The sequence below is a fragment of the Flavobacteriales bacterium genome (assembly GCA_016716605.1).
GTDB lineage: Bacteria > Bacteroidota > Bacteroidia > Flavobacteriales_F > PHOS-HE28 > PHOS-HE28.
In genome coordinates this window covers 3,330,083-3,356,753 of the sequence record JADJWA010000001.1, presented here as the reverse complement: position 1 = coordinate 3,356,753, position 26,671 = coordinate 3,330,083, and the positions used below count along the sequence as shown (strand labels likewise).

The 26,671-nt window shown below is 61.9% G+C and carries 16 protein-coding genes and 1 tRNA gene; 4 read left to right on the top strand and 13 right to left on the bottom strand.

Features of this window, described 5'->3' with window-relative positions; translation table 11 throughout:
* Nucleotides 1-455: 455 nt before the first annotated feature.
* The 3 genes from IPM12_13660 to IPM12_13650 form a co-directional block, all read right to left on the bottom strand.
* Entirely contained in the window at nucleotides 456-3,029 is a 2,574-nt protein-coding gene (locus tag IPM12_13660; protein MBK9148849.1) for an ATP-binding protein, read from the bottom strand.
* Nucleotides 3,030-3,051: 22 nt separating this feature from the next.
* Nucleotides 3,052-5,628 carry a DNA translocase FtsK 4TM domain-containing protein gene (locus IPM12_13655; GenBank protein MBK9148848.1) on the bottom strand — a complete coding sequence of 859 codons (2,577 nt, stop codon included), beginning with the start codon at nucleotides 5,626-5,628 and terminating at the stop codon, nucleotides 3,052-3,054.
* Nucleotides 5,629-5,883: 255 nt separating this feature from the next.
* Nucleotides 5,884-6,582, bottom strand: coding sequence for a hypothetical protein (locus tag IPM12_13650; protein MBK9148847.1), 699 nt, complete (start codon nucleotides 6,580-6,582; stop codon nucleotides 5,884-5,886).
* Between the two features lie 128 nt (nucleotides 6,583-6,710).
* On the opposite strand from IPM12_13650, the gene IPM12_13645 reads away from it, so the two are divergent.
* The 4 genes from IPM12_13645 to IPM12_13630 all read left to right on the top strand — a co-directional run bounded on the left by IPM12_13645 (nucleotide 6,711) and on the right by IPM12_13630 (nucleotide 10,825).
* Nucleotides 6,711-7,649 carry an arginase gene (locus tag IPM12_13645; GenBank protein ID MBK9148846.1) on the top strand — a complete coding sequence of 313 codons (939 nt, stop codon included), beginning with the start codon at nucleotides 6,711-6,713 and terminating at the stop codon, nucleotides 7,647-7,649.
* A complete protein-coding gene (locus IPM12_13640) occupies nucleotides 7,646-8,614 on the top strand; it encodes an amidinotransferase (protein ID MBK9148845.1) in 969 nt (322 codons plus the stop codon). Before IPM12_13645 ends, IPM12_13640 begins: the two co-directional genes overlap by 4 nt.
* A 165-nt stretch (nucleotides 8,615-8,779) precedes the next feature.
* Nucleotides 8,780-10,615 (top strand): arginine--tRNA ligase, encoded by a 1,836-nt coding sequence (locus IPM12_13635; GenBank protein ID MBK9148844.1) that lies wholly within the window; start codon nucleotides 8,780-8,782, stop codon nucleotides 10,613-10,615.
* A 3-nt stretch (nucleotides 10,616-10,618) separates the two neighbouring features.
* A complete protein-coding gene (locus IPM12_13630) occupies nucleotides 10,619-10,825 on the top strand; it encodes a hypothetical protein (protein ID MBK9148843.1) in 207 nt (68 codons plus the stop codon).
* An 11-nt stretch (nucleotides 10,826-10,836) separates the two neighbouring features.
* Here the strand turns inward: IPM12_13630 and IPM12_13625 are convergent, their stop codons facing one another.
* From IPM12_13625 to IPM12_13580, 10 genes are all read right to left on the bottom strand, one after another.
* Entirely contained in the window at nucleotides 10,837-11,835 is a 999-nt protein-coding gene (locus IPM12_13625; GenBank protein ID MBK9148842.1) for a type IX secretion system membrane protein PorP/SprF, read from the bottom strand.
* A complete protein-coding gene (locus IPM12_13620) occupies nucleotides 11,832-17,336 on the bottom strand; it encodes a PKD domain-containing protein (GenBank protein MBK9148841.1) in 5,505 nt (1,834 codons plus the stop codon). Before IPM12_13620 ends, IPM12_13625 begins: the two co-directional genes overlap by 4 nt.
* A gap of 225 nt (nucleotides 17,337-17,561) precedes the next feature.
* Nucleotides 17,562-17,635 (bottom strand) — tRNA-Arg (locus IPM12_13615).
* A gap of 49 nt (nucleotides 17,636-17,684) precedes the next feature.
* Nucleotides 17,685-18,419: a YdcF family protein gene (locus IPM12_13610; protein ID MBK9148840.1), complete on the bottom strand. Its 735-nt coding sequence runs from the start codon at nucleotides 18,417-18,419 to the stop codon at nucleotides 17,685-17,687.
* Nucleotides 18,420-18,465: 46 nt separating this feature from the next.
* Nucleotides 18,466-19,224, bottom strand: coding sequence for a hypothetical protein (locus IPM12_13605; protein MBK9148839.1), 759 nt, complete (start codon nucleotides 19,222-19,224; stop codon nucleotides 18,466-18,468).
* Between the two features lie 23 nt (nucleotides 19,225-19,247).
* Nucleotides 19,248-19,637 (bottom strand): hypothetical protein, encoded by a 390-nt coding sequence (locus tag IPM12_13600; protein ID MBK9148838.1) that lies wholly within the window; start codon nucleotides 19,635-19,637, stop codon nucleotides 19,248-19,250.
* A gap of 41 nt (nucleotides 19,638-19,678) precedes the next feature.
* Complete coding sequence (locus IPM12_13595) at nucleotides 19,679-21,850, bottom strand: hypothetical protein (protein ID MBK9148837.1); 2,172 nt, start codon at nucleotides 21,848-21,850, stop codon at nucleotides 19,679-19,681.
* A complete protein-coding gene (locus IPM12_13590; GenBank protein ID MBK9148836.1) occupies nucleotides 21,847-22,677 on the bottom strand; it encodes a hypothetical protein in 831 nt (276 codons plus the stop codon). Before IPM12_13590 ends, IPM12_13595 begins: the two co-directional genes overlap by 4 nt.
* A 55-nt stretch (nucleotides 22,678-22,732) precedes the next feature.
* Nucleotides 22,733-24,949, bottom strand: a complete 2,217-nt coding sequence (locus IPM12_13585; protein MBK9148835.1) for a trypsin-like peptidase domain-containing protein — start codon at nucleotides 24,947-24,949, stop codon at nucleotides 22,733-22,735.
* A gap of 95 nt (nucleotides 24,950-25,044) precedes the next feature.
* The gene (locus IPM12_13580; protein MBK9148834.1) at nucleotides 25,045-26,601 is read right to left on the bottom strand and encodes a trypsin-like peptidase domain-containing protein; all 1,557 of its coding nucleotides are present in this window, start codon (nucleotides 26,599-26,601) and stop codon (nucleotides 25,045-25,047) included.
* Between the last annotated feature and the right edge of the window lie 70 nt (nucleotides 26,602-26,671).

Sequence of the window (26,671 nt, the reverse complement as noted above, 5' to 3'; positions counted from 1 at the left end):
GCGAGCCGTGTGAACGCGACATGCGGGCAGCGGGAAGGGGCGAAAGCTATGACAGGAGTCCGTTTCACAAAGGCGCTGCGGGAGTTTGGTGCACCCTGCGCAGGTTTAGCGGCGCAGACTCCGAGGACGCAGGGTCGCCGAAGACGGCAGACCGCTGCGGTGGTTTTCGTTAAGAGGCCGCGATCACGGACACCCTGCGTGGGCTTAAAACGATCGCTGGAGAGGCTGAGCGACAGGTCCGATGCTCCATGACTCTAATAGGCCCTCACGCCTGGAATTCTATCCGAGCCTAAGACCTGAGAGGACCATGAGTACCGATAAGTCTCTTAGGGCTTGTACCCTAGCTGCGGAGTTGGTTCACCCATGGCCCGGCTCAGCTCTCTTCAGTGATCTATCCTCGACAAGGAACGCATCCTTGATCGCGGACAAGACTAGAGCCTGCGGAGGTCTAAGGCTCATTTCACGCTATGCTGGAGCACCAGGTAGTCGAAGGGCCAACCGAGTTGGTTCCGTCCGACATTATGTCTTAAGCTCCAAGATGGGCTGAGGCCCTTCTTGAGAGAAAGCCTGTGAAGGCATCCGGCTATTCCATTGGGGTGGCTAGGTACGTTGTTCTCTATAGCAAGCTGTAGAAAGTGACCAACCCCACTCCCACGAACGACGTAGTGACGGACCGTGCCAGGTATATGAGGATTCATGTTCTCCAGTAGCTCCGAATTTCTCGATTTCGGAATTGCAACAACTCCGCCTCCAGCCACGTAGTTGACCAGCTCATAAAGAGTCGCAAATCCATCAGCGCCAGTGGGTCTTACCACTGGAACCATGGCAATCGGAGTAGGATCAATTCCTAAATCACTCAGGCCAAGGGTTGCAGCATATTTCTCCGCTGGGGTGAGTGACTCCTTCTTGAGCAACTCAATCTGTTCCTTTCCCCAATGTTCCAATACGTGAGCCGGGGCTGCAATTACTCCGCTCTCACGGCGCGCTGACCTAGCCACTTTATCCATAAAGCCAACAAAAAAACGATTGCCGCCAGAGCCTATTGGTGTCGCCAGTCCCCCTATGGTTTGGAGCCCGAGGAAATTCTTGTCGTCTGCATTAATAGACACTGCCGCGTAACCGTATAGTCTACCGTCGCATTCCAACTTGCGCATTCTAGGGAGGTGACGGTCAATTATCCGACTAACGCCAGACTCATGTGTAGCAAATGAAATCCCATGCAGCCATTGTTTTGTATTGAACCCCGGCTGCCCGATGGGGCGGTGAATTGTTCGCGTAGCCCCTCCTGCGACTGACAAGCTAACTTCCACGTCAAGGCCTCCACATAGGGCAGTCAAGTACTCTTGAAAGTCGACAGAAAAGTGCTTCTGATCTTGCCTGTTGGTCCTCACTACTATGCGAAAATCAGAAGGTGAAACATTTGGTTTGAGTTTGAGTTCTACCAAGGTGGAGACAGAGGGTAAAAGCGCGACGGAAGAACCCCGCACGAGCAAAGGTCTTGTAGACAGCTTCTCAGTGAAGGACAATTCTCTCGTGTCGTTCACCCCGCCGCTCCAAGGCTTCGATCTGACGGTAACAAAGTCGGCAACCATGAAAACGGAATAGAAACCGAGACCAAATCGGCCTACGGACCGGAATGAAGAAGATCTAAGCCCCGGGAATTCGTGGTGCAACAGTGATGTTGACCAGAAGCTGGTTCCAAAGTCAAGCAATGGCCCCGTAAGGACGCGCTCGGACATGCCGACACCATTGTCTTCAACGCCCACCCAAGCCGAGCCATTCTCATCGGACCTAACGCGCACTGTCAGCGATGAACGATGCAACGGGTCAAGAATCTCGCGAGCCCGAACTGCATCTCTAGCATTTTGCAGCAATTCACGCAGGGCAATACCCAGCTTATCCTGGCCTGCTCCGTAGAGCTGCTCTCCGCCGAGAGTCTTAACGAGGTGTTCAATGTTGCTCACATGTACTTCTGCGCTGCAGGGGGCCCAGCCTTCTGGCTGTACTACTTCGGAGAGGCGCTCTGGCGATTCAATGCCTCTAACTCTCACAACTTGAAACTTCGCTTGAGGAGAAACGGCAGTCAGCAACGCATTAGAAGCCCGCAACTCCCGATCAACTAGTCGTAGCGTGTCGTATGCCAGCCACCACGCCGCCGCATCATCCTTTGCAAATGATTGAGTCGAGGTATAAAGTACTGTGGACCCTGTTGGGTCTGATGCATCAATGGAAGGTCCGCCGATGCGATTCTGTGAACGCCAGTGGGTAGCTGAATTTCCTGATGCCTTGCTCAACGCGTAAAGGAAGTCTGGAGCCCTATCATTGCTGAAATGTGCAGCATCGGCGCAGCGCAATAGGCAGGCAAGTTTGATTGCATTCACCTGCCATTGAAGTGGAAGTGGTCCAACGGGATTGAACTGTGTTGGCAATCGTTCAACGTCCTCGATTTCCCAGTGATGACTCCCAGCGATTTTCCCGATGAGGCTGCCATAATGGTTGCGCAGACTAACATCATCAATGAGGAACATCTCGGCACCGTCACGCCGCCAAGGCGTGGTCAGGATAGTCTCGGCGCGCTTCGCGTGGAGGTGTCGTAGTGCCACGAAGTCACTTTCGGCTTCGATTGCATCTGCCGAAAATCCGCTATCCTGAAGACTAGTGGTTGTGTCCTTCCAAATGATTGTTTGACGAAGTCCGTCTCGCCCACCCTCATATGCTTCGAAGCATAGCGCAGCGTCGTGTATGAGAATGGAGCTGCCAAGAATGAACCCTTCTAAAGGATTCAGCGCGTATTCGTCACCTGCAATAATGGAGGCGGTTTCCCACAGTGCGTCAAGATGGGTAATGTCATGAACCGTAAGCCCGGGCAGATCTCCTTGGATTTGCCGAACAATCAGCTCTACCTTATCACGCAGGCCTAGGAGTTCTACGCGCAACTTGTCTTTGTATCCCGAATGCTGTTCAGCAGAAGTTGGTGCCAGCGTTCGCTGCCATAGTTTACTGGATTGCATTCGGTCTATATTACTCATCAGCGCGAAGAGTCTTAATTGTTCAGAACCCCCCAACGCCCGGCCCCGCCGCCACGCCACTGTTCAAGTGCGCAGCCAGCGCTGCTTCGTTGTTGATCAGCACCCTTCGCGCCTTGCTGCCCTCGAAACCGCCGAGGATTCCAGCGGCTTCCAGTTGGTCCACGATGCGGCCCGCGCGGTTGTAGCCGAGCTTGAGTTTGCGCTGGATGAGCGAGGTGCTGCCCTGCTGCGTTTGCACCACCAGGCGTGCGGCTTCCTCGAACATGGAGTCGCGCTCGCCGTCGTCCAGATCGCCGCCGCCTTCGCCTTCTTCCATGGGCGGCTCGGGCAGGAGCAGGGCATCGGGGTAGCCGCGCTGGTTGCCGATGAAGGCCGTGATCTCGTCCACTTCGGGCGTGTCCACGAAGGCGCACTGGATGCGGATGAGGTCGTTGCCGGTGCTGAGGAGCATATCACCGCGACCGATCAGCTGATCGGCACCGCCGGTATCGAGGATGGTACGGCTGTCGATCTTGCTCGTCACGCGGAAGGCGATACGCGCCGGGAAGTTGGCCTTGATGGTGCCGGTGATGATGTTGACGCTGGGGCGCTGCGTGGCGATGATGAGGTGGATGCCGATTGCGCGCGCCAGTTGTGCCAGGCGCGCGATGGGCGTTTCCACCTCACGGCCCGCGGTCATGATCAGGTCGGCGAACTCATCGACCACGAGCACGATGTAGGGGAGGTAGCGGTGGCCGTTCTCCGGATTGAGGCGGCGGCTGATGAACTTGGCGTTGTACTCCTTGATGTTGCGCACCTGCGCATCCTTCAGCAGTTCGTAGCGCACGTCCATCTCGATGCACAAACTGTTGAGCGTGGCCACCACCTTCTTGGTGTCGGTGATGATGGCTTCGCCGTCGCCGGGCAGCTTGGCGAGGAAGTGGCGCTCGATCTTGTTGAAGAGGGTGAGCTCCACCTTCTTGGGATCCACGAGCACGAACTTGATCTGGCTCGGGTGCTTCTTGTAGAGCAGGCTGACGAGGATGGCATTCAAGCCCACGGACTTGCCCTGACCCGTGGCACCGGCCATGAGCAAGTGCGGCATCTTGGCCAGGTCGGTCACGAAGGTCTCGTTGCTGATGGTCTTGCCGAGCACGATGGGCAGATCGGCGCTGCTGTTCTGGAACTTCTCGCTGGCCACCACGGCGCGCATGCCCACCACTTGCGGCTTGCTGTTGGGCACTTCGATGCCGATGGTGCCTTTGCCGGGGATCGGCGCGATGATGCGGATGCCCAGCGCGGCGAGGCTGAGGGCGATGTCATCCTCGAGGTTCTTGATCTTGCTGATCCGCACGCCGGCCTCCGGCACGATCTCGTACAGGGTAACCGTGGGGCCGATCGTCGCCTTGATCTTGGCGATGGCGATGTTGTAGTGCCCCAGCGTTTGCACGATGCGGTCCTTGTTCATCTCCAGCTCCTCCTTGGTCACGGTGATCTCGCCGCTGCCATGATCCACGAGCAGGTCGAGTGGGGGAGGCTCGTAGCTGCTGAGGTCGAGGGTGGGGTCGTACGGGCCGAACTCCTGCAGCTTCGCTTCGATTTCGTCCTCGGTGAGCACAGCCTCTTCGGTGTTGGCCGTCACGCTCATGCCGTTCAGGTCGCCGTTCAGGTCTTCCGCAGTGCTGAGCACCGGTGAGAGCACCGGCTCCACCACTTCCATCGGCGTAGTCTCCAATTCAAGTTCGTTCGCGTTACCGGTCATCGCAGGGCCGGAGGCCGAACCGATCTGTTCACCCTCCACCTCCATCTCAAGCTCTCCGGACACCGCGAGGCCCTCGGCCGATGCGTCCTTCTTGCCCTTCACCTCCAACTCATCAACCCCCAACCCCTCAACTTCTAACTGCTCAGCGGGCACCGGAGCTTCCTTCATCCGCACGCCAGGACGAGTCCAACCGTCGGTATCTGTGGCGGGCTCTTCTTCGATCGCTTCCGCCGCCTTCTTCGCGAAGATCCCGCCCAGCCATCCGAAGTTCAGGTTGAAGCTGTAAACCGCGAAGGCGCTTGCCGAGAACACGAGCAAGGCTCCCGTGCCGATTTCTCCGAGCAGGGTGGTTAGGTTCTTGGTGATCACTACGCCCAAGCCTCCGCCCAGGAAACTGTATTCGCCCCGGAAAAAGAAGCCGAGCAGCGCGGGCACCCAGAGCCACGCCATGGCGGTCCAGCCCAAGGTGCGCTTGGGCGGAAGCAACCAGGTGCCAAGCAGGATGCGGATCCCGGCGAGGAAGCTCCACAGCGGCAGGGCGAAGGCCGCCAGACCGAACCACACATGGATGAAGCGGTGCGCGCAGATGGCGCCGAGCTTGCCGAGCCAGTTCTCCGCGGAGATGTCGGTGCGCAGGATCTCCCACCAGCTGCGGCTCATGAGGTCTTGGTCCATGCGCCAGGTGAAGAGGAAGCTCACGAAGGCCGTGATCAGGAAGAGGCCGCCTAGCACGAGGCCCATGCCCAACACCTTGTGCGAGCGCTCGTCGGTGAAGAAGGAACGCAAGCGCGCCCATCGGCCCGGGGCGGCGGTCGTGTTCTTGCGCGCCCGCTTCTTCTTGGGCTCAACGGCCTCAATGGTCTCTTCCTCCGGAGCCTCCTCGCGGAGGCGGTTGCGCTTCTCGGTTGCCAAGGTGGTGTACGCGTAATGCCCGCGCACGTGCGCGAGGCAGCGTCGAAGGTCCGCTGATGCCTGAGGGGAACGGCCGGCCAGGCGGCGGTAGTATCAACAGGGCCATGTGGGTGACACCAGGAAGCAGAAAAAGGGGAACCTAAAGTTGGAGTGAGCACGCCCTCGCGTGATCCGTTTCAACTTTCAGCTTTGCTTTCAGCGCTACATGGAGAAGGTCCCCATTACCTCGCCGAGTTCATGGTGCAACGCTTCGGCTGAAACGGCCTCGTGGTCCGGCTTGGGCGCGAACTTCGATTCATCGACTTTGCCAGGGGTCACGCTCACGGCATCGAGCTTCATGCGGATGCCGTTCTGCACAACCTCGTAGCGCAGCAGCACCCCCGGCACTTCGGTGAAGGGATTGAACCAGTTCGGGTCGTTCATGGCGATACGGTCGGTGTACCACAATTCGATTTCCCGTTGATCCATCCGATTGAACACGGCTACGGCCTTGCGGCACGGGTAACCGGCGATGGTGTCGATCTGGCCGGTATAAAGGATCGTGGCCGTGCCGCTCTCGCCGTTGAAGAGCTCGAGATCGCGCGGCTTCAAATGGCTCACGATGCGCTTACCCATCATGCTCATGTGATAGTCCATCTGCTTCGCGTTGTTATCCGCCAGCATCAGCGTGCGGAACAGGCCCATGCCTGCGCTCACCTCCGCGGCTTGTTTGTCCTCGTTGAAGCTCAGGATTGTCTTTTCCGGGAGCATCCCGGCCATGAGGCCGTTGGGGTCGTAGCCGGGGAAGCTCAAGGCATACTCGATGGTGCCCTCGGTGACGCGCGATTGCAGCAGATTCGAGTTGCAGCCCCAAAGCAGCAGGACGCAGGCTGGAACAAAGAGCAGTTGGCGTTGAATCATGTTGGGGGCTTCGATGGTCGGCCTGATACGTGCGACGAACGGCGAATGTTCCAAGGCGGAGCGCTCCCCGGAAGGCCCGATTACCTTCGCCCGCGCCGCCTCCGCTATTCGGCATCGGCGTTCCACAGATGGATTTGCGATTGATTGAAGCCGCGTCGGAGATCGGCGCTGGCACCCGGGGCACCAGCATGGGCATGGCCGCCTTGCGCGTGGCCGCGTGGAAACTGGGCAGCGAACTGTTCGGCCACGCCGAGGAGAGCATCCTCCGCGATGAGAACGACGTGCTCTACGAGGACGACCGGAGCCCTAACGCCCACCACATCGATGGCTTGATCCGGTTCGAGAGTGACCTGGCTTACGAGGTGTACAAGTACCTGCGAAACAGTGTTTTCCCTATCGTGGTCGGAGGGGATCATTCCATCGCCATCGGCTCTGTCTCGGGCACCAAGATGGCCTTCCCCGACCAGCGCTTAGGGGTGGTTTGGATCGATGCCCACGCCGACCTCCACAGCCCGTGGACGACCCCCAGCGGAAACGTCCACGGGATGCCGCTTGCCCTGCTGATGCAGATCGAGAAGAAGGGCAAGAACCGTCCGCGCGTGTACACCATGGACACCTGGGACCGCCTTCGGAAGATCGGCGTGAGCGCGCCGAAGCTCCTGCCCAGCGACCTGGTCTTCATCGCCCTGCGCGACTACGAGCCCGAGGAGGAGGCCATCATCAAGGAGCACGGCATCAAGGTCATTACCGTCGATGATTTCCGGAAGCGCGGGGCCGATGCAGCGGTGAAAGAAACCTTGGACCACCTGGCCGCATGCCAGCGCCTGCACATCAGCTTCGATGTCGATAGCCTGGACCCCAGCATCTCGGTGGGCACGGGCACCCCGGTTCCCAACGGGTTGAACCTCGATGAAGCGCGCGCCTTGCTCAGCGGCTTCTGTGCCGACCCGAAGACCGCCACCCTCGATGTGGTGGAGATTAACCCGGCGCTCGATACCGGCAATGCCATGGCCGAGGCGACCTTGAGCATCCTGGAGCCGCTGTTCCCGATCCTGAGAGCGCGGTGAACCAATCCGCTTCCTCCGTCATCCTCATCCGTCCCACCGGCTTCGGGTACGACCCGGAGACCGCTGCCAGCAACGAGTTCCAGCAGCGCGTGCCGGTGGATGATGCGCGCAGATCCGCCGCTGAGGAATTCGACGGCTTGCTGGAAGCGCTGCGCCAATGCAGAATCGGCTTCACGGTGCTCGAGCCCATCGACCCTACGGCGCCCAATAGCGTGTTCCCGAACAATTGGTTCAGCACGCACGCCGATGGCACCTTGGTGCTCTACCCCATGCTCACGCCCAGCCGCCGCGCTGAGCGTGATCCCGACCTCGCGGAAGTCCTGAAAGCAGAAGGATTCGCCGTGCGCCAAACCCTCGACTTCAGCGCTTGGGAGCACCACGGCCTCATCCTCGAAGGCACCGGCAGCCTCGTGCTCGACCGCATCAAGCGCCGCGCCTTCGCCTGCCTTTCGCCGCGCACCAGTGAGCGTGCGCTCGATGCCTGGTGCGAGCAATTGGGGTACACGCCCATCGCCTTCACCGCGACCATGGACGGCCGGCTCAGCGGTGCGCCCATCTACCACACCAATGTGGTCATGAGCATCGGCACCCACTGGGCGCTGGTCTGCTTCGATGCCATGCCTTACCCGGCCGAGCGGCAGGAAGTAGAAGAGGAATTGGCCAGGAGCGGTCGCGAGGTCATCGCCTTCGACCTGCCCCAACTCCACCAGTTCGTGGGCAATGCGCTCGAGTTGGTCCCAGCCAGCCTTTCCGGCGAAGCCGGTCATCGCGAGCGCAGCGAAGCGATCTCACATAGCCCCATGATCCTCTTGAGCGAAACCGCCTTCCACGCGCTCAAGCCCTTCCAGCGCATCGCCTTGGAGCGCCACGCGCAGCTCATTCCCGTCGCGGTGCCCACCATCGAGGCCATCGGAGGCGGCAGCGTGCGTTGCATGCTTGCGGAGAATTTTCTCGGATCATCCTGAGCGTCATTCCGGAGTGCGGGTGCTGCGAAGCAGCAGGTTCCCGCGCATCCGGAATCTCACCAAAGCATAGAGTTCTTGCTTGGTGAGACGCCGGATGGCCGCGACGAGCGAGCGTTGCTCGCCCGGCCTCCGGCGTGACGATCGTTGCCATTCCTTTGCCGTCCGATGTTCCAAGACAGACTTCAAGCCCTGCTCGTTCCTGCGCTGCAAAGCGCCTTCTCGCAGCTATTCGGGAAAGAACTCGACGTTCGAAGCATCGGCTTCCAGGCTACGCGACCCGAGTTCGAGGGCGATGTCACCATCAATGTCTTCCCCTTCCTCAAGGTCAGCGGCAAGGGGCCGGAGCAGACCGCGCAGGCCATCGGCGAATTCCTGCAAGGGCAAGTGCCGGTGGTGGAGCGCTTCAACGCGGTGAAGGGCTTCCTCAATATCGTCATCGTGGACAGCTATTGGCTGGGCTTCCTGAAGGAGGCGGGCCAGCAGGACATCCTCGCCTTCGCGCCCACCGGCCAGAAGACGATGGTGGAGTATGCATCGCCCAACACCAACAAGCCGCTGCACCTCGGCCACCTGCGCAACATCTTCCTCGGCTACAGCGTGAGCCGGATCCTCCAAGCAGCTGGGCACGAGGTGATCAAGGTGCAGGTGATCAACGACCGTGGCATCCACATCTGCAAGAGCATGATCGCCTGGCAGAAGTTCGGTGGTGGGGAGACCCCGGCTTCCGCAGGCGTGAAGGGCGATAAGCTGGTGGGCAAGTACTACGTGGAGTTCGATAGGGAACTCAAGCGGCAAGTGGAAGAGCAAGTGGCGAGCGGCAAGCCGAAGGAGATCGCGGAGAAGGAAGCGCCGATCCTGCTCGAGGCCCAGGAGATGCTCCGCAAGTGGGAGGCGAACGACCCCGAAGTGCGCGCTCTATGGGAGAGGATGAACGGTTGGTGCTACGAAGGCTTCGACGCCACCTACCGGCGCGCCGGGGTTGATTTCGACAAGAACTACTACGAGAGCCAGACCTATCTCTTGGGCAAGGCGGATGTGCTCGACGGGCTGAAGAAGGGCGTGTTCTATGAGAAGGACGGCGCCGTGTGGGTGGATAACACCAAGGAGGGCCTCGATGAGAAGGTACTGCTGCGCCGCGATGGCACCAGCGTCTATATGACGCAGGACATCGGCACCGCCATCAAGCGCTTCGAGGAGCACCCCGGCCTGAGCAAGCTCATCTACACGGTCGGCAATGAGCAGGATTACCACTTCAAGGTGCTCTTCATCATCCTGAAGAAGCTCGGCTTCGCCTGGGCGAACGACCTGCACCACCTCAGCTACGGCATGGTGGACCTCCCTTCCGGAAGGATGAAAAGCCGCGAGGGCACCGTGGTGGACGCTGATGACCTCATCGACGAAGTGGTGAACGAGGCGCGCCGCACGGGTGAGGAGCTCAGCAAGCTCGAAGGCTTCAGCGAAGCGGAGAAGGCCGCGCTCTACGAGATGATCGGCCTGGCCGCGCTCAAATACTTCCTGCTCAAGGTTGACCCGAAGAAGCGCATGCTCTTCGACCCAGCCGCCAGCATTGACCTGCAAGGGCACACGGGGCCCTTCATCCAGTACACCTACGCGCGGATTGCTTCGCTCAGAAGCAAGATTATTTTGGGCATGGCCCTCACACCGAGTGATTGGCGCGGGGCGAAGTCCATCCCTGAGCTCGAGGGACTTGATATACCCGAGCCGCGCGCGATTGAACCTGTGGAGCGGCTTCTATTGAAGATTCTGCATGGGGCTCCTGCAGCGTTGAATGAAGCCGCCGTCAAGTTGGACCCAAGTCACTTGGCGAATTACGTCTATGAACTCACCAAGAACTTCAACTCGTTCTATCAATCTATGCCGGTTGCGAAAGAGCAGGACGCATCCAAGGCTCTTTTTCGATATCGCCTATGCCTGAGGACACAAGATGTGATTAAGAAAGCCATGTGGTGCCTCGGTATCGAGGTGCCGGAACGAATGTGACCCATGCTGGAGTGGCTGGCGGAGTTCCTTGTAGAGGTGCTCGTCCGTTGGGTGCTCGCGTATCCCGGGGCGTTGATTTGGTGGTTCTTCACCGGGCGCAAGGAGAGCATACAGGCCATCGTAATGAAGCAAGATTGGTGGCAGCTCAGCACGATTGCGGTACTCGCATTCGTGGTCGTCTTTGCCACACTTGACAGGATCTTCGCCTAGCGATACACCGTCTAGAACTTCGGGCAGGGCACGATCTTGTGCTTGCGCTTCTTGGCCTGCTTGGGCCATTCGTAGATCAAGGAGACCTCGTGCGCACCGGCGCTGCGCATGGTGAGCTTGCTGATGGTGATGTCGTAGCTGTACACGAAGCGCAATTGGTTCTCGGTCTCGTAGCCGACCATGAGCACGATCGCCTCGTTGTTGCCGTATCCCGGCTGATAGGCCTTCACGATGGGCAGCCCGCGGTACCAGAGGCCAGCGGTGAACTGCTTGTGGTCGGCATAGGCGCCGAGGTCGAGCTGGTCCCACTTGCCCTGCATCTTGTAGTGCGTGGCCAGCGTCATGCGCGTCTCGCTCTTGCTCAGGTTGCGCTGGCCGTCGAGCGGGAAGCGGTAGCCCGCATGCACGCTCACCCGACGCTCCAGGGGCGCTTGGCCATCCACCATCAGGCTCATGTTCGGCCGGTTCAGGTGATTCATGCTCACGCCTGCCCACAGCCCTTCGGTGTAGTACATCAGGCCTCCGGCGAGGTCGAGGTAGTTGGTGCGCGGCACGAGGTTCGGCTCGATGGTCACCGGTGCGTTGTCGCGGATCACCTGGTCGGCGAAGAGGTAGCCGCTGGGATCCACGCCGCGCATGGTATAGCCCAAGCGCACGCCCCCGCGCAATGCGCGCTTGTAGCTGAGCCGAGCTTCATAGCTGTAGCTGAGGCCGATGGTGGTGCTGGTGAGCCCGCTGGTGCCGGCCTTATCGCGCAGTACCATGGCGCCCATGCCGATGGGAGCCGTGCTGAAGCGATGGTCGTATGCGGCCATGTAGGTCTCGTAGCCCGGCTGCACGCCCGGCCACTGCAGCCGGTAATTGAGTGCGATGCGGTCCTGGTGCGTGTTGCCGGTGAGCGCAGGATTGAGGTATTGCGCCGCCGCGTACCACTGCGAGAACTGCGGATCCTGTCCGTGAGCGGCGAGCACCGGGAACAGCAAGAGAAGGAGCGCATACCGTGCCTTCATCGGAAGAGCGTGAGATCGGTGAGCATCTGCTTCTCCTTGCCGTCCACGAAGCGCACCCAGGTCTGCACCACATAGACATCCTGCGGACTGAGCTGACCGCGATAGGTGCCATCCCAGCCATAGCGCACGTCGTCGCTCTCGAAGATCAGTTCGCCCCAGCGGTTGAAGATCCGCATGCGGAAGTCGTCAACGAAGCGCGCGAAGGCATAGAACACGTCGTTGTTGAGTGCATTGGGGTCGTAGTAGCCGCCGTTGCCTGTTGGGGTGAACGCGGTGGGAATCACGACCTCGTGGATCGGTGCGATGCTGATCAGTGCCTCCGCCTCGTCCATGCAGCCATGGATGTCGGTCACCTGCATGATCACCTGGAAGGTGCCCACATCGCCGTACGCGTAGGTGGGGTTCATGGCGCTGCTGGTGCCGCCATCGCCGAAGGTCCAATCCCATGTGGCGATGCTGCCCTGGCTCTGGTCGGTGAAATCGATGCTGGCATTGTCCGCCGTGGTGTTATAAGTGCTGGCGCTGAAGCCTGCGCTGGGGGGCAGCCATGCGTTGATCGTGCCATTCGTGCCGCTGCTGCTCGTGCATCCGATGGGCGTGCTCACGGTGAGGCTCACCGCGTAGCTGCCTGCTTGGTACACGAGCACAGGCTGCTGCGCCACGCTGGTGCTGCCATTGCCCAGGTTCCAGAGGTAGCTGAGGCCGGGGCCGAGTTGCAGGTCTGGGAAGGTCACGGTGAGCGGTGCACAGCCCTCCGCGATGATCGGCGGCAGGGTGATGGCGGGCGGCGTTTCTACGCGCAACTCCACCACCTGTTGCAGCGTGTTGCCGCACTGGTCGGTCACGGTCACATTGAGGTCCTGATTCGTCGTGAACGGTACGGTGTAGGGGCCTGTGCCGTTCTGTCCCAGTTCGGGCCAAGTGATCATGTATGAGCCGGCGTAGTTCGCGAGCAGCGCGCCCACCATGGCGGGGATCCCACCGGGGCAGATCGTGGTGTCGCCATAGGTGGTGAAGCTGGCCGCATTCAGGTCGAGCACCTGGACCGGATAGAACTGCGCGGGCGCAGTGCAGCCGTTCTGATCGCTCACGCTCAGCTGCACGTTCTGCGATTGCGTGAAGCTCACCGTGATGGGGTTGCCTGTTCCGAGCGGGCCCCAGTTGAAGGTTAGGTTGCCTGTTCCGCCGCTTCCCTGCGCCACCAGCGTCACCGGTTCATTCACGCACGCCGTGTCGGGCACCACGGCCATGAAGCTCAAAGGCGGCGGTTCGTTGATCACGCCATCGGCTTGCACGGTGCAGCCGTTGGCATCGTTCACGATCAGGCTGAGCGGACCAGCAGAAAGAGCGGTTATCGCCGGTGTGGCTTGGCCACCGCTCCAGGCGTAGGTGTATTGCGGGGTTCCACCGCTCACCAGCGCATAGGCGGTGCCGTTGTTGCCGCCGTTGCAGCTCACATCGGTGAGGTTGAAGGCAGTGATCGCGAGGGGCGCAGGCTCCGTGACCACCGCGGTGAGCGAAGTGTCGCAGCCGAGCGCATCGGTGATGGTGATGGTGTAGGCGCCCGGAGCGAGGTCCGTTGCCGTTGGCGTTGATTGACCGGCCTGGTCGTTCCATTGGTAGCCATTACCGGCCACCAGGGGAGCGTATGCGATGCTGCCGTTCGCGTTGCCGTTGCAATCGATGTTCGTTGTGGTGAGCCCCGCGCCGATGAATGCGTTGCTGAGGCTGATGACGACCTGGTCGCTCGCTGGCGGACAGATCGGATTGCCGGTGGTGGTGAGCGTGAGCGTGAGTCCGCCATTGGCGATCTCCGCGCTGCTCGGCATGTACTGCGCGCTCAGGCTGGTATTCAACCAGGTGCCGGTGCCGCCGCTCCAGACGCCGCCGGTGGCGTTCACCACCGAGCCGTTGAGGCTGATCGGATAGCTGCCCATGCACGCCACCTGATTCGTGCCGGCGTTCACCTGATTGGGCTGAGCCAACGCGTTGATGGTCACCATGCCGATGGCCACTGCGCAATCGTTCACATCGGTGATGCCAACGATGTAGTTGCCCGCGCTGGCGCTGATGCTCTGCGTGGTGGCGCCGTTGCTCCACAGGTAGCTGTATGGAGGAGTGCCGCCGGCAGCGGTCACCGAGGCCGTTCCGTTGCCGAAGCCCGCGCAGGTCTCATCGGTGCTGGTGATGCTTGCAACGATTATCGGGTCCGGTGAGGTCACCGTGGCGGTGAGCGTGGTGCTGCAGCCAGGGCCATCGGATACCGTCACCGTGTAGGTGCCCGCTGCCAGGTTGCCCGCGGTGGACGTGGTTTGCGCAGCGGGGTCGTTCCACAGGTAGGTGTGGCCAGGGATTACCGGGGTCACGCTCGCGGAGCCGATGGTCTGTCCGCTGCAAGGCGCATTCACCGTGGTGGTGCTCAGGTTCGCGAAGCTGTTGGGGATGGTGATCACCATCTGGTCGGTTGCAGGCGGACAGTTGGGGTTGCCCACGGTGGTGAGCGTAAGCGTCGCGCTGTTGGCGGCAATCTCTCCAGCCGTTGGCGTGTAACTGACGCCGGGCCAGCTTCCACTGAGTGTCCCATTCCCGCTCCACAGGCCGCTGTCGGCGTTCAGCACGCTTCCGAAGAGCGCGATGGGGAAGTTGCCCACGCAGCCCAGCAAGTCCGGACCGGCAACCGCCACGTTAGGCTGCGCTGCGGCTGCGATGGTGATCGAGGCGCTTTCCGGTGCGCAGTTGTTCGCATCAGTTACGGTCACAGTGTAGTCGCCAGCGCCAACACTGATGCTCGACGTCGTTTCGCCATTGCTCCAGAGGTAACTGTAGGGTGCCGCGCCACCGGTTGCTTCAACGGTGGCCGTGCCATTGGCGGAACCGGCGCAGCTCTCGTCCGTGCCCGTGATGCTCACGATGCTCAATGGCGCGTTCGGACCGATGGTGGTGCTCAAGGTGATGCTGCATCCGAAGGCATCGGTGGCGGTCACGGTGTAGTCGCCGCCCATGAGGCCGGTTGCGGTAGCGCTGGTCTGCACTGGTGCCGTGCTCCAAGCATAGGTGTACCCGGGCAGGTCCGGGCTGAATCCGGCTGAGCCCGTGGCCGTGCCGAAGCAGACCGCATCCGTAGGTGTTACTTGCGCATTCGCGAAGCTGTTCGGGATATTGATGAAGACTTGATCCGTGGCAGGAGGGCAGTTGGCGTTTCCCGTGGTGGTGAGCGTGAGGGTCACTCCGTTGGCTGCGACATCATCAGCACTTGGTTCATAGCTCACCGCGGGCCAAGTCCCGGAGAAGTTGCCGGTGCCACCGCTCCAAGCGCCGCCTGTGGCGTTGGTCACGCTGCCATTCAAGACAATGGGGAAACTGCCGATGCAACCCACGAGGTCGGCGCCCGCATCGGCTTGATTCGGCAATGCGGCTGCATTGATGGTTGCGGTGGCAGTGACCGGACCGCAGCTGTTCGCATCAGTGACGCTCACGGTGTAGGTCCCCGCTGTGGCCGTGAGCAGCGCGCCGCTTGCCCCGTTGCTCCAGGTGTAGCTGTAGGGCGGCGTTCCGCCGCTGGCGCTGGCCGTCAGCGTGCCATCACCCGAACCGGCGCAACTCTCGTCGCCGATGGCGATGATGCTGATCTCGAGCGCGGGCGGTTGCATCACCGTGGCACTGAGGCTGATGATGCAGTTGTAGGAATCGGTGATGATGACCCCATAGGTGCCCTGCGCGAGGCCGGTGGCCGTTGCTGCGGTCTGCACCGGCGTGGTGCTCCATTGATAGGTGAACCCGGGCTGGCCGTTCACAACCGACGCGCTGCCATCGCTTCCGCCGTTGCAAGAAGCGGGGTCCGATGATAGGCTCACATTCGCGAAGCTGTTCTGGATCAGCAAGGTGGCGGTATCGCTGTCAGGCGGGCAGTTGTTGTTGCCGGTGGTGGTAAGGGTGAGCGTCACGGTGCCTGCGGCAATCTCTGCTGCGGTGGGCGTGTACGTGATCGAGGGCCAGGTGCCTCCGTAGGTCCCGGCACCTCCGCTCCAGATGCCTCCGGTGGCATTCACCACGGATCCGCCCAATGTCACAGGGAAACTACCAACGCAGCCTATCACGTCGGTTCCGGCAATGGCCTGGTTCGGCATCGATTGCGTGCCAATGATGCCCGTGATCGGCGGCGATACGCAATTGTTCACGTCGGTCATGGTCACCGTGTAGGTTCCTGGCGGGGCGGAGATGCTGGGGGCGGTTGCGCCCGTGCTCCAGGCATAAGTGAAAGGCGCCGTGCCAGCCGTGACGTTCGCGGTGGCGGTGCCATCGCCGGTGCCGAGGCAGAGTTCGCCTGTGGTGCTCATGGTGCCGTAAAGGCCGGGGATCACCGTGACCGAATAGATGTAGGTCTGGAAGGCCGGGATCGGGCAGGCCCCGTCGTCCACATTCACGATGAAGGGGAAGAAGCCGGAGGTGTTCGGCAGCGCCGTCCAGCAAACCTGTCCCATCAGCGGATTGCCCGCCGTGTAGGTGAAAGTGGCACCCGGCAGGTTCTGCCCGATGTTGCTGAAGGCCTCCAGCACATTGGTCAGGTTGGGGTCGTTGATGGCGAAGCTGAAGCAGAAGTTGCCGGATTCGCACACTTGGATGGCGCGCGGACCGAGCTGCACGGCATTGCCGGTGAGGCCCGTGATCACGCCTGTCGCTGGATCGGGCGGATCGTTGCCGCAAGGGAAAGCCACGAACTGCATGTCGCGCATCACGGAGCCGACGAGCACCCCGTTCACCCAGTGGTGCACGCGCACCACTACGACCCAGTTGCCCAGCATGTTCAGCGTGAAGTTCACTTCACCCGTGACGGGGTCGAGCGTGATGCCCGGGATGGGATCCTGGAACGTGTAAGGCGGCTGATAGGGGATGGGGGCCCCTCCAAGGCCCATCGCGTTGATCAGCTCGTAGCTGAGCGAATCGCCTTCGGGATCCCAGGCACCGAAACTGTAGGTGATCGGATATCCCATGCACACATACGGGATGGCCGTGTTCGAGAATTGCGGCGAATCATTGCAAGGGCTCACCAAGGTGTTCACGATCGCGTTGATGTGCGTGCGCTGCGTGCCGGGCGCCACCAGGTTCACGATCGCATCGTTCCGGTAGATGTTGGTGTAGGAGATCGTCCACGAGTCGCAGGGGGCGAGGGTGATCGTCCCCGTGTAGGTGTATTGCTGTATGCCCGGCAGCGTGCCGCCGTTGCACGTGCTGTTCGGCAATTCCGTGTTGCACAGCTGGCTGATCTCCGTGGGCCCGCTGTGGCTCACCGTCATGCTGGTGTTTCCGCAAGGACTGTTGAGCTGCAGCGTGACGTTCGGGTCAACGTTTATCCCGGCGCAATCGCGGTACACCATCAGCGTGATCTGGTACTGGTCGTTGCCAAGGCAGGTCCAGTAGATCTCGCCGCCTGAGAAATGCGTGGCGCGGGCAGCGAGCGCTGCGGCGCCAAGGAGCAAGGTGAGGGCGTATCGTTGGAGCATCGAGGGCGGCAGCGGAGTAATCCGTGCGTTCCTACGTGCAACCGATGGGGGCAGTTTCTCAAGCCATGCGCGTAACGGCCATTCCCGACTGTCTGGCGGCGCATGCAGGCGGGCTCAGGTCGGGCTGATCGCCTGCCGTCGCTCCCTAAGGGCTTCTGGTCGAAACCAGGATAAGCACCAAGCGGTAATGAAGAAGGCGCCTCTCAGCGCCTGCTCCGTGTCCTGCGGACCCGTAGGGATTCGAACCCCAAACCTTCTGATCCGTAGTCAGATGCTCTATCCAATTGAGCTACGGGTCCTTCAAAAATCGGGTGCGAATATAGCCAGCCCCGATGAACCAGGAATCGATCAGATCCAGCCGTTCAACCAGTAGTAGGCTATGGCCATGTACTCCCGCATGCAGGTGACCTCCAGTTTCAGATAATTCCAGAAGGTGTATCGCAGCGCAGGCTGGTCGGATAGATCGGGCGCCCAAGCCTTGCCGCCGACAGCGCCATGATCGTAGTTGAATTCATGGAACATCGCATGCTCCCATGCCGGCGCCCCGCACGCATTAATGAAGCCCGCTTTCCGGAAGGTGAGCACGCTTCGGTACATATTCTCGGGCGCAGTCACAATGGCGGTGGAGATGGCCTTCACGTTCGGGAGGCCCCGAGCGCCTACGGCCAAGGCTTGCGCGCGCGTATTGTCGCCCTCGTTGATCAGGAGGATCCGGGTGCCGTCCACGCCGCGCAGGATCAGCTCGTCCCGCATCGCTTCGATGGCTTGCGGATCTCCGGGATGCACGATGGCCAATGCGGCATCGGGCCAGGCATGCGCCAGTTCCGCAGTGCGATGCAGCCGAAGCAATTCGGGTGCTGAGGGCATGCCGCTTCCACCCAGAACCACAATCAGCCCTGTCTCGCCTCGGCACTCGCCCGCCGCAGTGCCCAGCCACCGGTGCGCATCGAAGGGCATGCGCGTGAAAGCCAGCGCGATCATCAGCAGCAGGAAGGCACCCGCGATGACGAGCAGCCTGCGCAGGATGCGGCGTGCGTTGGGCAGCAACGAGCAGAGGTAGAGCCAGGCGCGCAGCACGGACATCATCGGCGAAGCTCAGGACAAATGACGAAGCGTGGGTCGGCGGCGCTCACTTCGCCTCGAACCCTTTCGGACGCCCGGCTTTGTACCACCGCAGCAACATGTCGATCATGTGCTCCATCTTCCGTGCATCGGCCCAAGTGCTGCGGAACACCAGCCGACCATCGGCATCGATCAGGTAGGCGCCGTTGGGCACGCGGCCGTACTGCGTGAACACCGCTTCATCGAGGCCGTCGATCAGCACGGGCAAGGTGCCCAGCTGCGCGAACTCTTTGGCATAGGCCGCCTTTTCCGTCTCGCTCTTCGGCTGGGGGTACTGCTTGAACTTCTTACGGTCGCCAGGGTGCAGCTCCCGACCGTAGATCACGAAGAGCTGAACATCGGCCTCCTTCGCGTACTTCTTCGCGAGGTTGCTCCAGCGCTCCAATTGCACGCGGGCCGGCGGGTTGCTGATGCTGCCGAACATGAAGGCCCGGATCTTCCCTTGGTTATCCAACAGGCGGTACCTCCCTTCGCGCTGCGCAATGGGCAGGTCGAAGTCGTGGGCCTTCGGAACCATGCCATGGCCCTCGCTATAGGCACGCAGCTCGTTGATGGCGCGGCGCATCAGCTTGTCGAAGTTCATGCGCCAGATGCTCACCTGCTTCCGCATGGCCTTGATCTCCGGCTCGCTGTACGCGTTCAGGTAGTAGTCCAGATCGTCGTGGAATACCAATGAGCTGTCGCTCGTGTACCAGCGAGGGTCCCAGTTGTTGATCTGGGCGCTTGCGCAAAGCGGGAACAGGAGGGCGAGGAAGGCGGCGCGCATGGCGAGCGCAAGGTAGCGGGTGCTCAGCCCACGAACACCAGTTCCACCCATTCATCGGTGCTCAGGCGAAGCTCGCGCAAGCGAAGCTCCACGATCCACGAAGTGACTGGGGCGCCTTCGCGGAGCTCCACCGGCTTGTACGGCCAATTCCGGATGCTGGTGAACACCGGCTCAGGCCAGGAGCCATTGTAGAGCATCGCGAAGCGCATGGCCTGGTGATCCACCACGAGTTTGCGGCCATCGAGCCCCATGGCGATGGTGGTTACCACGAGCGCGGCGCGGTAAAGCCGATGCTGCCATTGCGCATCACGGGTGCGGAAGAGCGCCTGCCTGAACTCGAGGCGCGGCATCGTGCTGCCGGCGAAAGAGGCGATGGGCTGTTCGCGCGAGATGCGGATGTGATGGACGGCCATGGAGTGCGCGCCGGCTAAGTTGAGCAAGCAACGCTCACCTTCTAGAACATCCAGCGCACTTGCGCCTTCAGGTCGCTGCGCACGTTGCCGTTGATCTCCTGCAGGCCGCTGCTGATGCTGGCCTGGTCGCGATAGATCCAAGCGCCGTAGCGCAGCCACACATCCACGCGGCGAAACGGCGTCACCCGCGCCATCGCGTACCAGCGCATGCCCCTGCCGTAGTATGCCGGTATGGAGAACACGCCGATGAGGTCATTCTCGTACGCGTACACCCGCGCGTCGTAGCTCTCGCTCTCGAAGAGCGCGAAGCGGGCGGTGAGTTCCAGCGGGCTGCTCAGGGGGCGGTGCACCACATCCTGGTAGAGCAGGAAGCCATGCTGCAAGGGCGACTGGCCGCGCTGGAAATCGACGGTCTCCACACGAGAGCGCAAACTGATGCTCGGGCTCACCTTGGCGCTTACGTTCACCCGATAATTGGTCTGCTCCGCACGCACCAAGGGGTCGATGCCGCGCACGTCCTCGGCGATGTTGCGGGCACGGTCCTGATGGCGCACGCGGGCGTAGATCTCCACCTGCCGGCTCGGGCGCCAGTTCACTTGCGCGAGCCAATCAAAGCCATTGCTGGGCGCGTCGGTCTGGAATCGCAGCCAAGGGAAGCGGAACTGGTCGAAATAGGCATTGAGCTGCCACCGCCGATTGGGCCGGACTTCGATCCCCGTGTAGAGCCCGCGCTCGTTCCACGGATTGGTGCCCTCGGCGAAGGCCACGCTCTGCAGGCCGTGGAAGTCGCGGCCATAATCGCGGTACAGTAGGCTTAAGCTCACGCGAGGGTCGAGCGCAGCCAGCACGCCGCTATTCATAGCGGTGCCGCCGTTCGCGCTTCTCGCCGCTTCACCGAACCAGGTGATGTTGCGCCAGAGCAGGTTCCAATCGAGGCTCATGTTGGTGTTGCCCTCGCCCTGGAACTCGAACTGATTGTAGGGCTGGGCGTTCCGCTCGAGCACCGCGTCGTATGCGATCCGTGCAGCCGTTGCACCGACGCTCCAGGTTCGCTCCTTCCAGCGCAGGTGCCCGCCCATGATCTGCTCGCCGACCGCCCCCTTCTTGCGGAGCTCATTCGTTGTGCGGTGGAACCCATCCTCCTGGAAGCTGCTGAAGATGGCCTCCGGGATGTTGGTGTCGAGCGTGTCGCTGCCAGTTGGCTGCGCGCTCACGTTGGCGTCGATGCGCTTCTTCGAGAAGAAGCCGGTGAGCTCGAGCTTGCGTGCCAGGGCGAAGGTGGCCGCCGCGCCGCGCAGGAAGAGGTTCTCGTTCACGCTGGTGTAGGGAGCCAGGCCCACCGCGTTGCGCTTCACATTCATGGTGAAGCTGCTCTTGGCCGCGAAGGCCAGGCCGTTCCAGAAGGCCAGTCCCTGCCCGAATTGCGCGCTGTAATCGCCGATGGCCACGGACTTCAGCCGCCCTAGATCACGCACGAACAGGTGCGCGCTGAGGAAGTCGAAGCTGCTCTGCGAGCCTTGGAAGAATTCCTCGCCCTCATCCTTCTCTGCCGTGAAGCCGATGCTGATGTTCTGCCGGTAGCGGAAGCGGTAGCGCGTGTACAAGCGGTACGGGCTGCCGAGGTAAACGCGGCTGTTGGCACGCAGCGAGTCGCGCACGGCGGTGTCTCCGAAATCGGGCAGCTCGGTGCCGTTCGGGTATGCGTAATCCTTCCCGAAGGGATTCCTGCGATCCATGGAGCCGCGGCGCGATTCGATGTTCATCGTGCTGCGCGTGGTCCACTCGTGCCCGCCCTGCTTCAGGATCTCCCTCACAGAGGCGCGCGCGCCCATCTGGCTCTCGCGCACGGTCACGAAGGGCCGCACCAATTGGATCGTGCCCGCGTCCCAGCCATTGATGGACTGCAGCTCGTACAGGCTGAGCAATTTCCCGTTGCGCTTGATGTGCTGCAGCAGGGCGCTCACCTGCACATCGTTCAGCAGCAGCAGGGCGTGCAGTTCCTGGGCGCTGGTGTGGTTCAGGTCGATAGGGTCGTTGTAGCGGTCCACCAGCAGCTCGAAGAGGTTGGTGAGGTCCACATCATTGTCGCCTCCCAGTTGCTCCACGGCAGCCTCGATGCGCTGCTCGATCACGTCGCGCGGCACACCGTCAACTTGCGCCGCTGCGGTGAGCAGGAGCGCGGCGCCGAAGAGCGATGCACCGGTGCGCTTCACTTGAAGCGGTAATTCAAGTTGATCATGGGCGTGGGCCCGAGCTGGGCGCGCACCGACAGCGCGAGATCCACATCAAGCCTGCCGGCACGCACGCCCACGCCGAGATGCCCTTGCACCGGCGCCGTGCTGATGCCCGTGCGGATGAAGAGCGCCTTGCTCGGGCTGTACTCCAAGCCGAAGCGGAATCGCTCCGCGCGGTCGATGTCCTTCTCGGCCTCGCCGGTGATGGTGAGCTTGGCGTTCACCACCCAGCCCAGGCCCGCCCGCAAGAACGTCGGCACGCGCTCATCGAGCTGAATCGAGCTCTCGGTCACTGCGGCGAGCTTCGAGCGCGTGGGGTTGAACAGGTGCGCGCCGATCCAGAACTGCTCGCTGATGCGCGCCTGCACGCCCAATTCAGCGGTGAAGGCGCTGGTGCCACCGTAGTTGCCCCCGAGCTGCACGCCGAGGTGGTTGAGTTGAACAGCGGCGCGCAGGCTTTCGCCGAAGCGCATGGCATAGGCCAGGCTCGCACGCGTCTCGTTGTACAAGCTGTAACCGAAGCGGTCAACGCCCACGCCGAATGCCCCCTTGCCCACCGGCAGTGCCACGGCCAGGCCCTGGTGCGCCAACTCCTCGCTGAGGAAGTGGCGTTGGTAGAAGAGGCCCGCCGTGGGTTTCTCAATCCCCGCGAGGCCCGCAGGATTCAGGCGCACGCTCCAGAGGTCGGTGAGGGTGAGCCCGCTGCCGCCCATGCCCGCGAAGCGAGCGCCTGCCGTGAGCGGGTCGCCCCCGGCCATGCCGACAAGCGTGTTGAGCAGGACGGAAACAAGCAGTACGGCGCGCATCGGGTCGAATGTAACGGCTTGCCCGCCTGCACAGTGCTGTGGCTCTGCGACCGAATCAATGCACTAACAGGCGCTTCACCGCACGGCCTTCAGCAGTAAATACTTCCACCAGATAGGCCCCGGGCGTCACCCGTTCGATGCCGATCTCGACCAGCTCCGATCCGGCACCTTCCTCCAGCATCACGCGGCCCGTGGCATCGAGTACGCGAACCCTTTGTATCGGCAGCGGCGCGCGCAGCATCACGCGATCGCGCGCCGGGTTCGGGTACAGGTCGAAGTCGGGAACTGCGGCTGATTCCGGAACGCCCACCACCTCCACGCAGAAGGTCTGCACCTCCTGGTCGCCGTATTGGCCGTCGCTCTCCACCAGCAATGTCGAATCGGAGGTCATGATCACGTAGCTGCCTTCGCCCTCATCGCAGCAGATGCCATCGCCGAAGGCATCGTTGATGGTGAACACGTAGCAGTCGTTGGTGAGGCAGAAGGAGGAGGTGTAGATCTCGCCCTCCTCCAGGTCAGGGTAGGGTCCGCCTTCGTAGAGCACCGTGCCGAGCTGTGTGGCCAATTCCCAGGTGATGTCGCTTCCCCAGTTGTCCAGCGTGAGCGCCAGCTGCACGGTCCCGCCCGGATTGCTCACGTTGAAGGAATAGAGCCACGTGTCGTTGTCCGGCACCTGATCCTCATTCGCGTTTGGCCAGGTCACGGTCACGTACACGGTGTTGGCGCCGTTGGCGGCCACGATGGGCGGGAGTGGCACGTTGAGGGTCTGCTGCACTTGCAAAGAGCCCGTCCAATTGAACACGTTCGGCGATCCGCCCACCAGGCCATAGGTGATCACCGCGCTGGTCATCACCTCCTGGCCGTTGTTCTTCAGGGTGACGATGGGGCTGATGATGCTGTCGCCGCAGATCAATTCGGGGATGTTCACGATGCTGGTGATCGCGGCGTCGTGGATGATGGGTATCACCGCGTCGCCGAGGCCGGAGAGCGTGTCTCCGCAGGATCCGAGGTATTGCTCAATGAAGGGCCAGCTGAGATCGAGGCGGCCGTAGTAGTCATCGACGCTGTTGGCGCAGTTGGCCGCGCCACCATACAGTTGGCCTATCACCCGCTTGTCCTGATTGAAGAGCGCGCTGCCGCTGCTTCCGGGCTCCGTGGTGCCCGCATCCCAAACCGTCACCTGCCAGCAATCGGCGGCACCGGTGCCCAGGTCGATGTTGGCCTGGGTCACCGGGCTGTAGGAGAGGCAGATCTTCTTGATGTCGCCGCTGGGGTGATGGATGCCGCAGACGGTATCGGGCGTAGCGCCGCTCTTGTCCCAGCCGGCGTAGTACACATCGTACTCCACAGGTGGGATGCTGTTCAGCTCCAGGAAGGCCATGTCGGTGGTGTTGCTGCTGGTGAGCAGCACGCAGCCGCTCACGGTCTCGAGAGCCGGCTCATCCTCGGTGGGATCGCAGCTGGGGCTGTCCCAGTTGAAGCGGAACACCCAATCGGCCACATCGGGGCTGAGGCAATGGTCGGCGGTGAGGAAGTAAGGCGTGCTGTCCTGTGCGCAATTGTTGAGCAGGGTGCCGGTGCAGAAGCCATTGCCGCCGGTGGTGATGATGGCCACGCTGCGGATCTGGTCGCGCCAATCATCGCCTTCGGGGCAGATCACGTTGATGTTGCAGTCGCCGCTATCACCGAGGCCGCGCGCGAAGCCCTGCGTATCGCGGTAGGCGTGCGTCACGCGGTCGATGGCGAGACGGCCTTGCCCGGCAAAGGCAGCAGGCTCATGGTACTCGATGGTGATGCGCTCGCCGGCCAATTGCGCCACACCCAGGCGGTTGAGCTTCGCGCTTGCTTCGGTGAATGCTCCCAGATGCTTCCCGTGCTCGTTGTAAACGAACACGCGACCGCGCTCCGGAACGTCGAATACGTTGAACCGGAAGTTGATGCTGAAGGCGCCGGGGCATTCGATCGCCACTCGCCAAACGCGGTCGCCGTTTCGGAGCATGGTCCAGGTCCCCTGCGCCTCGCTGCGGATGTCCACCTCGTGGTTGAAGCCGAAGCGCCACGGGCCTTTCACGCCGGAGGCAGCGCGTGCTTCGTCCTCGGCGATCAGCGCAGCGGCGTCAACCGCGGGAAGCGTGATCGTTTGCGCAGGTCGGAGCGCAGGCCCTTTCGGCATCAGGCCGATCGGCTTTCCGCCGAAAGCGACCTGCGATGATCCGCTGAGCGCGATGAGGAAGGGCGGGAGAATGGCGAAAAGGCGTAGCGATGGAACCATGTGCGCTGGATTGGCTGCGTGAAGATAGACGTGGCCCGGAATGCGAAGGACCGCTGGGAGGGTCCAGCGGTCCTTCAAGCCGAGGCGCGGCGTGTTCAGCGCGCGATCACCAAGCGCTGCACGCGGTGGAAGCCAACCCCGGTGGCTTCCACGAAATAGAGGCCTGCAGGCTCGCCAGACAGGTCAAAGGTCACGCGCTCGACGCCGCCGGTGAGGATGCGCTGTGCCACGATCTTACCCAGGGCATCGAACACCGTGAGCCGCCCGCCGTTGCGCATGGCAGCGGGAAGGCCCACTGCCACATTGCCTTGCGCCGGATTCGGAGCGATGTCCAAATCCTCATCCGCAGCCGCCTCATCGATGCCCACGGAGAGCGGGTAGCCCTGCAGCGTGTTGCCGCAGTTGCCCAGCCAGTTCTGCAGGAAGGGGTAGCTGGTGCTGAAGCGCCCGAAATAGTCGTTGATGTTGTTGCTGCAAGAGGCCTGACCGCCATAGAGCTGCCCGATGAGCAGGCCGTTCTGGTTCCAGAGGCCGCTCCCGCTGCTGCCGGGCTCGGTGGTGCCATCCTCCCAATTGGCGATGCGCCAGGTGGCCGCGCCGCCCCAGCTCACCTGGGTGGCCGGGTTGTTATCGAAGCTGATCTTCTTGATGTCGCCATCGGGATGGTGGATGCAGGTGCTGGCCGTGGGCGCCGTGCCGCTCTTGTCCCAGCCGGTGTAGAACACGTTATAGCTGGCGGGCGGCGTGCTGTTGAGTTGGAGCAGTGCTACATCGCTGGCGGCGTTGTTCGCCTTCAACGAGCTGCCACTGACGGTCTGGTTCGTGGGCGCGTTGGTGGTGGGGCTGCACACAGGACTGTTCCAATTGAAGCGGAACACCCAGCTGTTGTTGCCGCCGAGGCAGTGGTTGGCGGTGAGGAAGTAAGGCGTGCCGTTGTTCGCGCAATTATTGATCAGCTGCCCCGTGCAGATGCCGCTGCCGCCCACCGTGATCATGGCCACGCTGCGGATCTGGTCGCGCCAAGGGTCGCCCTCTGGGCAGATCACATTGTTGTTGCAGCTGCCGCTGGTGCCGAAGCCCTTCAGCGAGCGGAAAAGGTCGCGGTAGGCATGCGTCACTTGGCCGATGCGGAGCCGGCCTTCGCCGCGAACAGCGAATGGCTCGACGTACTCGACGGTGATGCGGTCGCCGGCCAGTTGCGTCACGCCCAGGATGGTGTGGCCGGGATTGCTCTCGGCCGTGAAGGCGCCAAGGACCTCGCCCGCATCGTTGTACACGAAGACCTGGCCGCCGTCGGGCACCACGTAGTCATTGAATTCGAAGTTGATGCTGAAGGCGCCAGGGCATTCGATGGCCACGCGCCAGACCCCATCACCGTTGGGCATGGTGGTCCATGCGCCGTTGTTCTCCGTGCTGATATCGGTGGCATGGTTGAAGCCGAAACGGTATGGACCCTTGATTCCCTGCGCGATGCGCGCTTCGTCCTCCATCATGAGCGCGTTGGCATCCACTTCGGGCATTACCACCAGCGGTGGGGCGGGCAGATAGGCCTGGTCAAGGCCGATCGGCGCACCGCCGAAGCTGATCTGGGCGTTCAGGATACCGGGGGCCGCGAGCGCTGCGACAAACAGTGGGAGTAAGGATCGGTTCATCGTTGTTCTGGTTCAGTGAGGGGTGGTTCGCGGACGAAAGTAAACGCCTCGCCACTGCCATCAACGTTTC

Excerpts from the sequence above, each read along its gene's own strand:
- IPM12_13590 (MBK9148836.1), bottom strand. The coding sequence starts at position 22,677 with ATGCGCGCCGTACTGCTTGTTTCCGTCCTGCTCAACACGCTTGTCGGC.
- IPM12_13625 (MBK9148842.1), bottom strand. The coding sequence starts at position 11,835 with ATGAAGGCACGGTATGCGCTCCTTCTCTTGCTGTTCCCGGTGCTCGCC.
- IPM12_13635 (MBK9148844.1), top strand. The coding sequence starts at position 8,780 with ATGTTCCAAGACAGACTTCAAGCCCTGCTCGTTCCTGCGCTGCAAAGC.
- IPM12_13620 (MBK9148841.1), bottom strand. The coding sequence starts at position 17,336 with ATGCTCCAACGATACGCCCTCACCTTGCTCCTTGGCGCCGCAGCGCTC.
- IPM12_13645 (MBK9148846.1), top strand. The coding sequence starts at position 6,711 with ATGGATTTGCGATTGATTGAAGCCGCGTCGGAGATCGGCGCTGGCACC.
- IPM12_13660 (MBK9148849.1), bottom strand. The coding sequence starts at position 3,029 with ATGAGTAATATAGACCGAATGCAATCCAGTAAACTATGGCAGCGAACG.
- IPM12_13630 (MBK9148843.1), top strand. The coding sequence starts at position 10,619 with ATGCTGGAGTGGCTGGCGGAGTTCCTTGTAGAGGTGCTCGTCCGTTGG.
- IPM12_13580 (MBK9148834.1), bottom strand. The coding sequence starts at position 26,601 with ATGAACCGATCCTTACTCCCACTGTTTGTCGCAGCGCTCGCGGCCCCC.
- IPM12_13600 (MBK9148838.1), bottom strand. The coding sequence starts at position 19,637 with ATGGCCGTCCATCACATCCGCATCTCGCGCGAACAGCCCATCGCCTCT.
- IPM12_13610 (MBK9148840.1), bottom strand. The coding sequence starts at position 18,419 with ATGTCCGTGCTGCGCGCCTGGCTCTACCTCTGCTCGTTGCTGCCCAAC.
- IPM12_13650 (MBK9148847.1), bottom strand. The coding sequence starts at position 6,582 with ATGATTCAACGCCAACTGCTCTTTGTTCCAGCCTGCGTCCTGCTGCTT.
- IPM12_13585 (MBK9148835.1), bottom strand. The coding sequence starts at position 24,949 with ATGGTTCCATCGCTACGCCTTTTCGCCATTCTCCCGCCCTTCCTCATC.
- IPM12_13605 (MBK9148839.1), bottom strand. The coding sequence starts at position 19,224 with ATGCGCGCCGCCTTCCTCGCCCTCCTGTTCCCGCTTTGCGCAAGCGCC.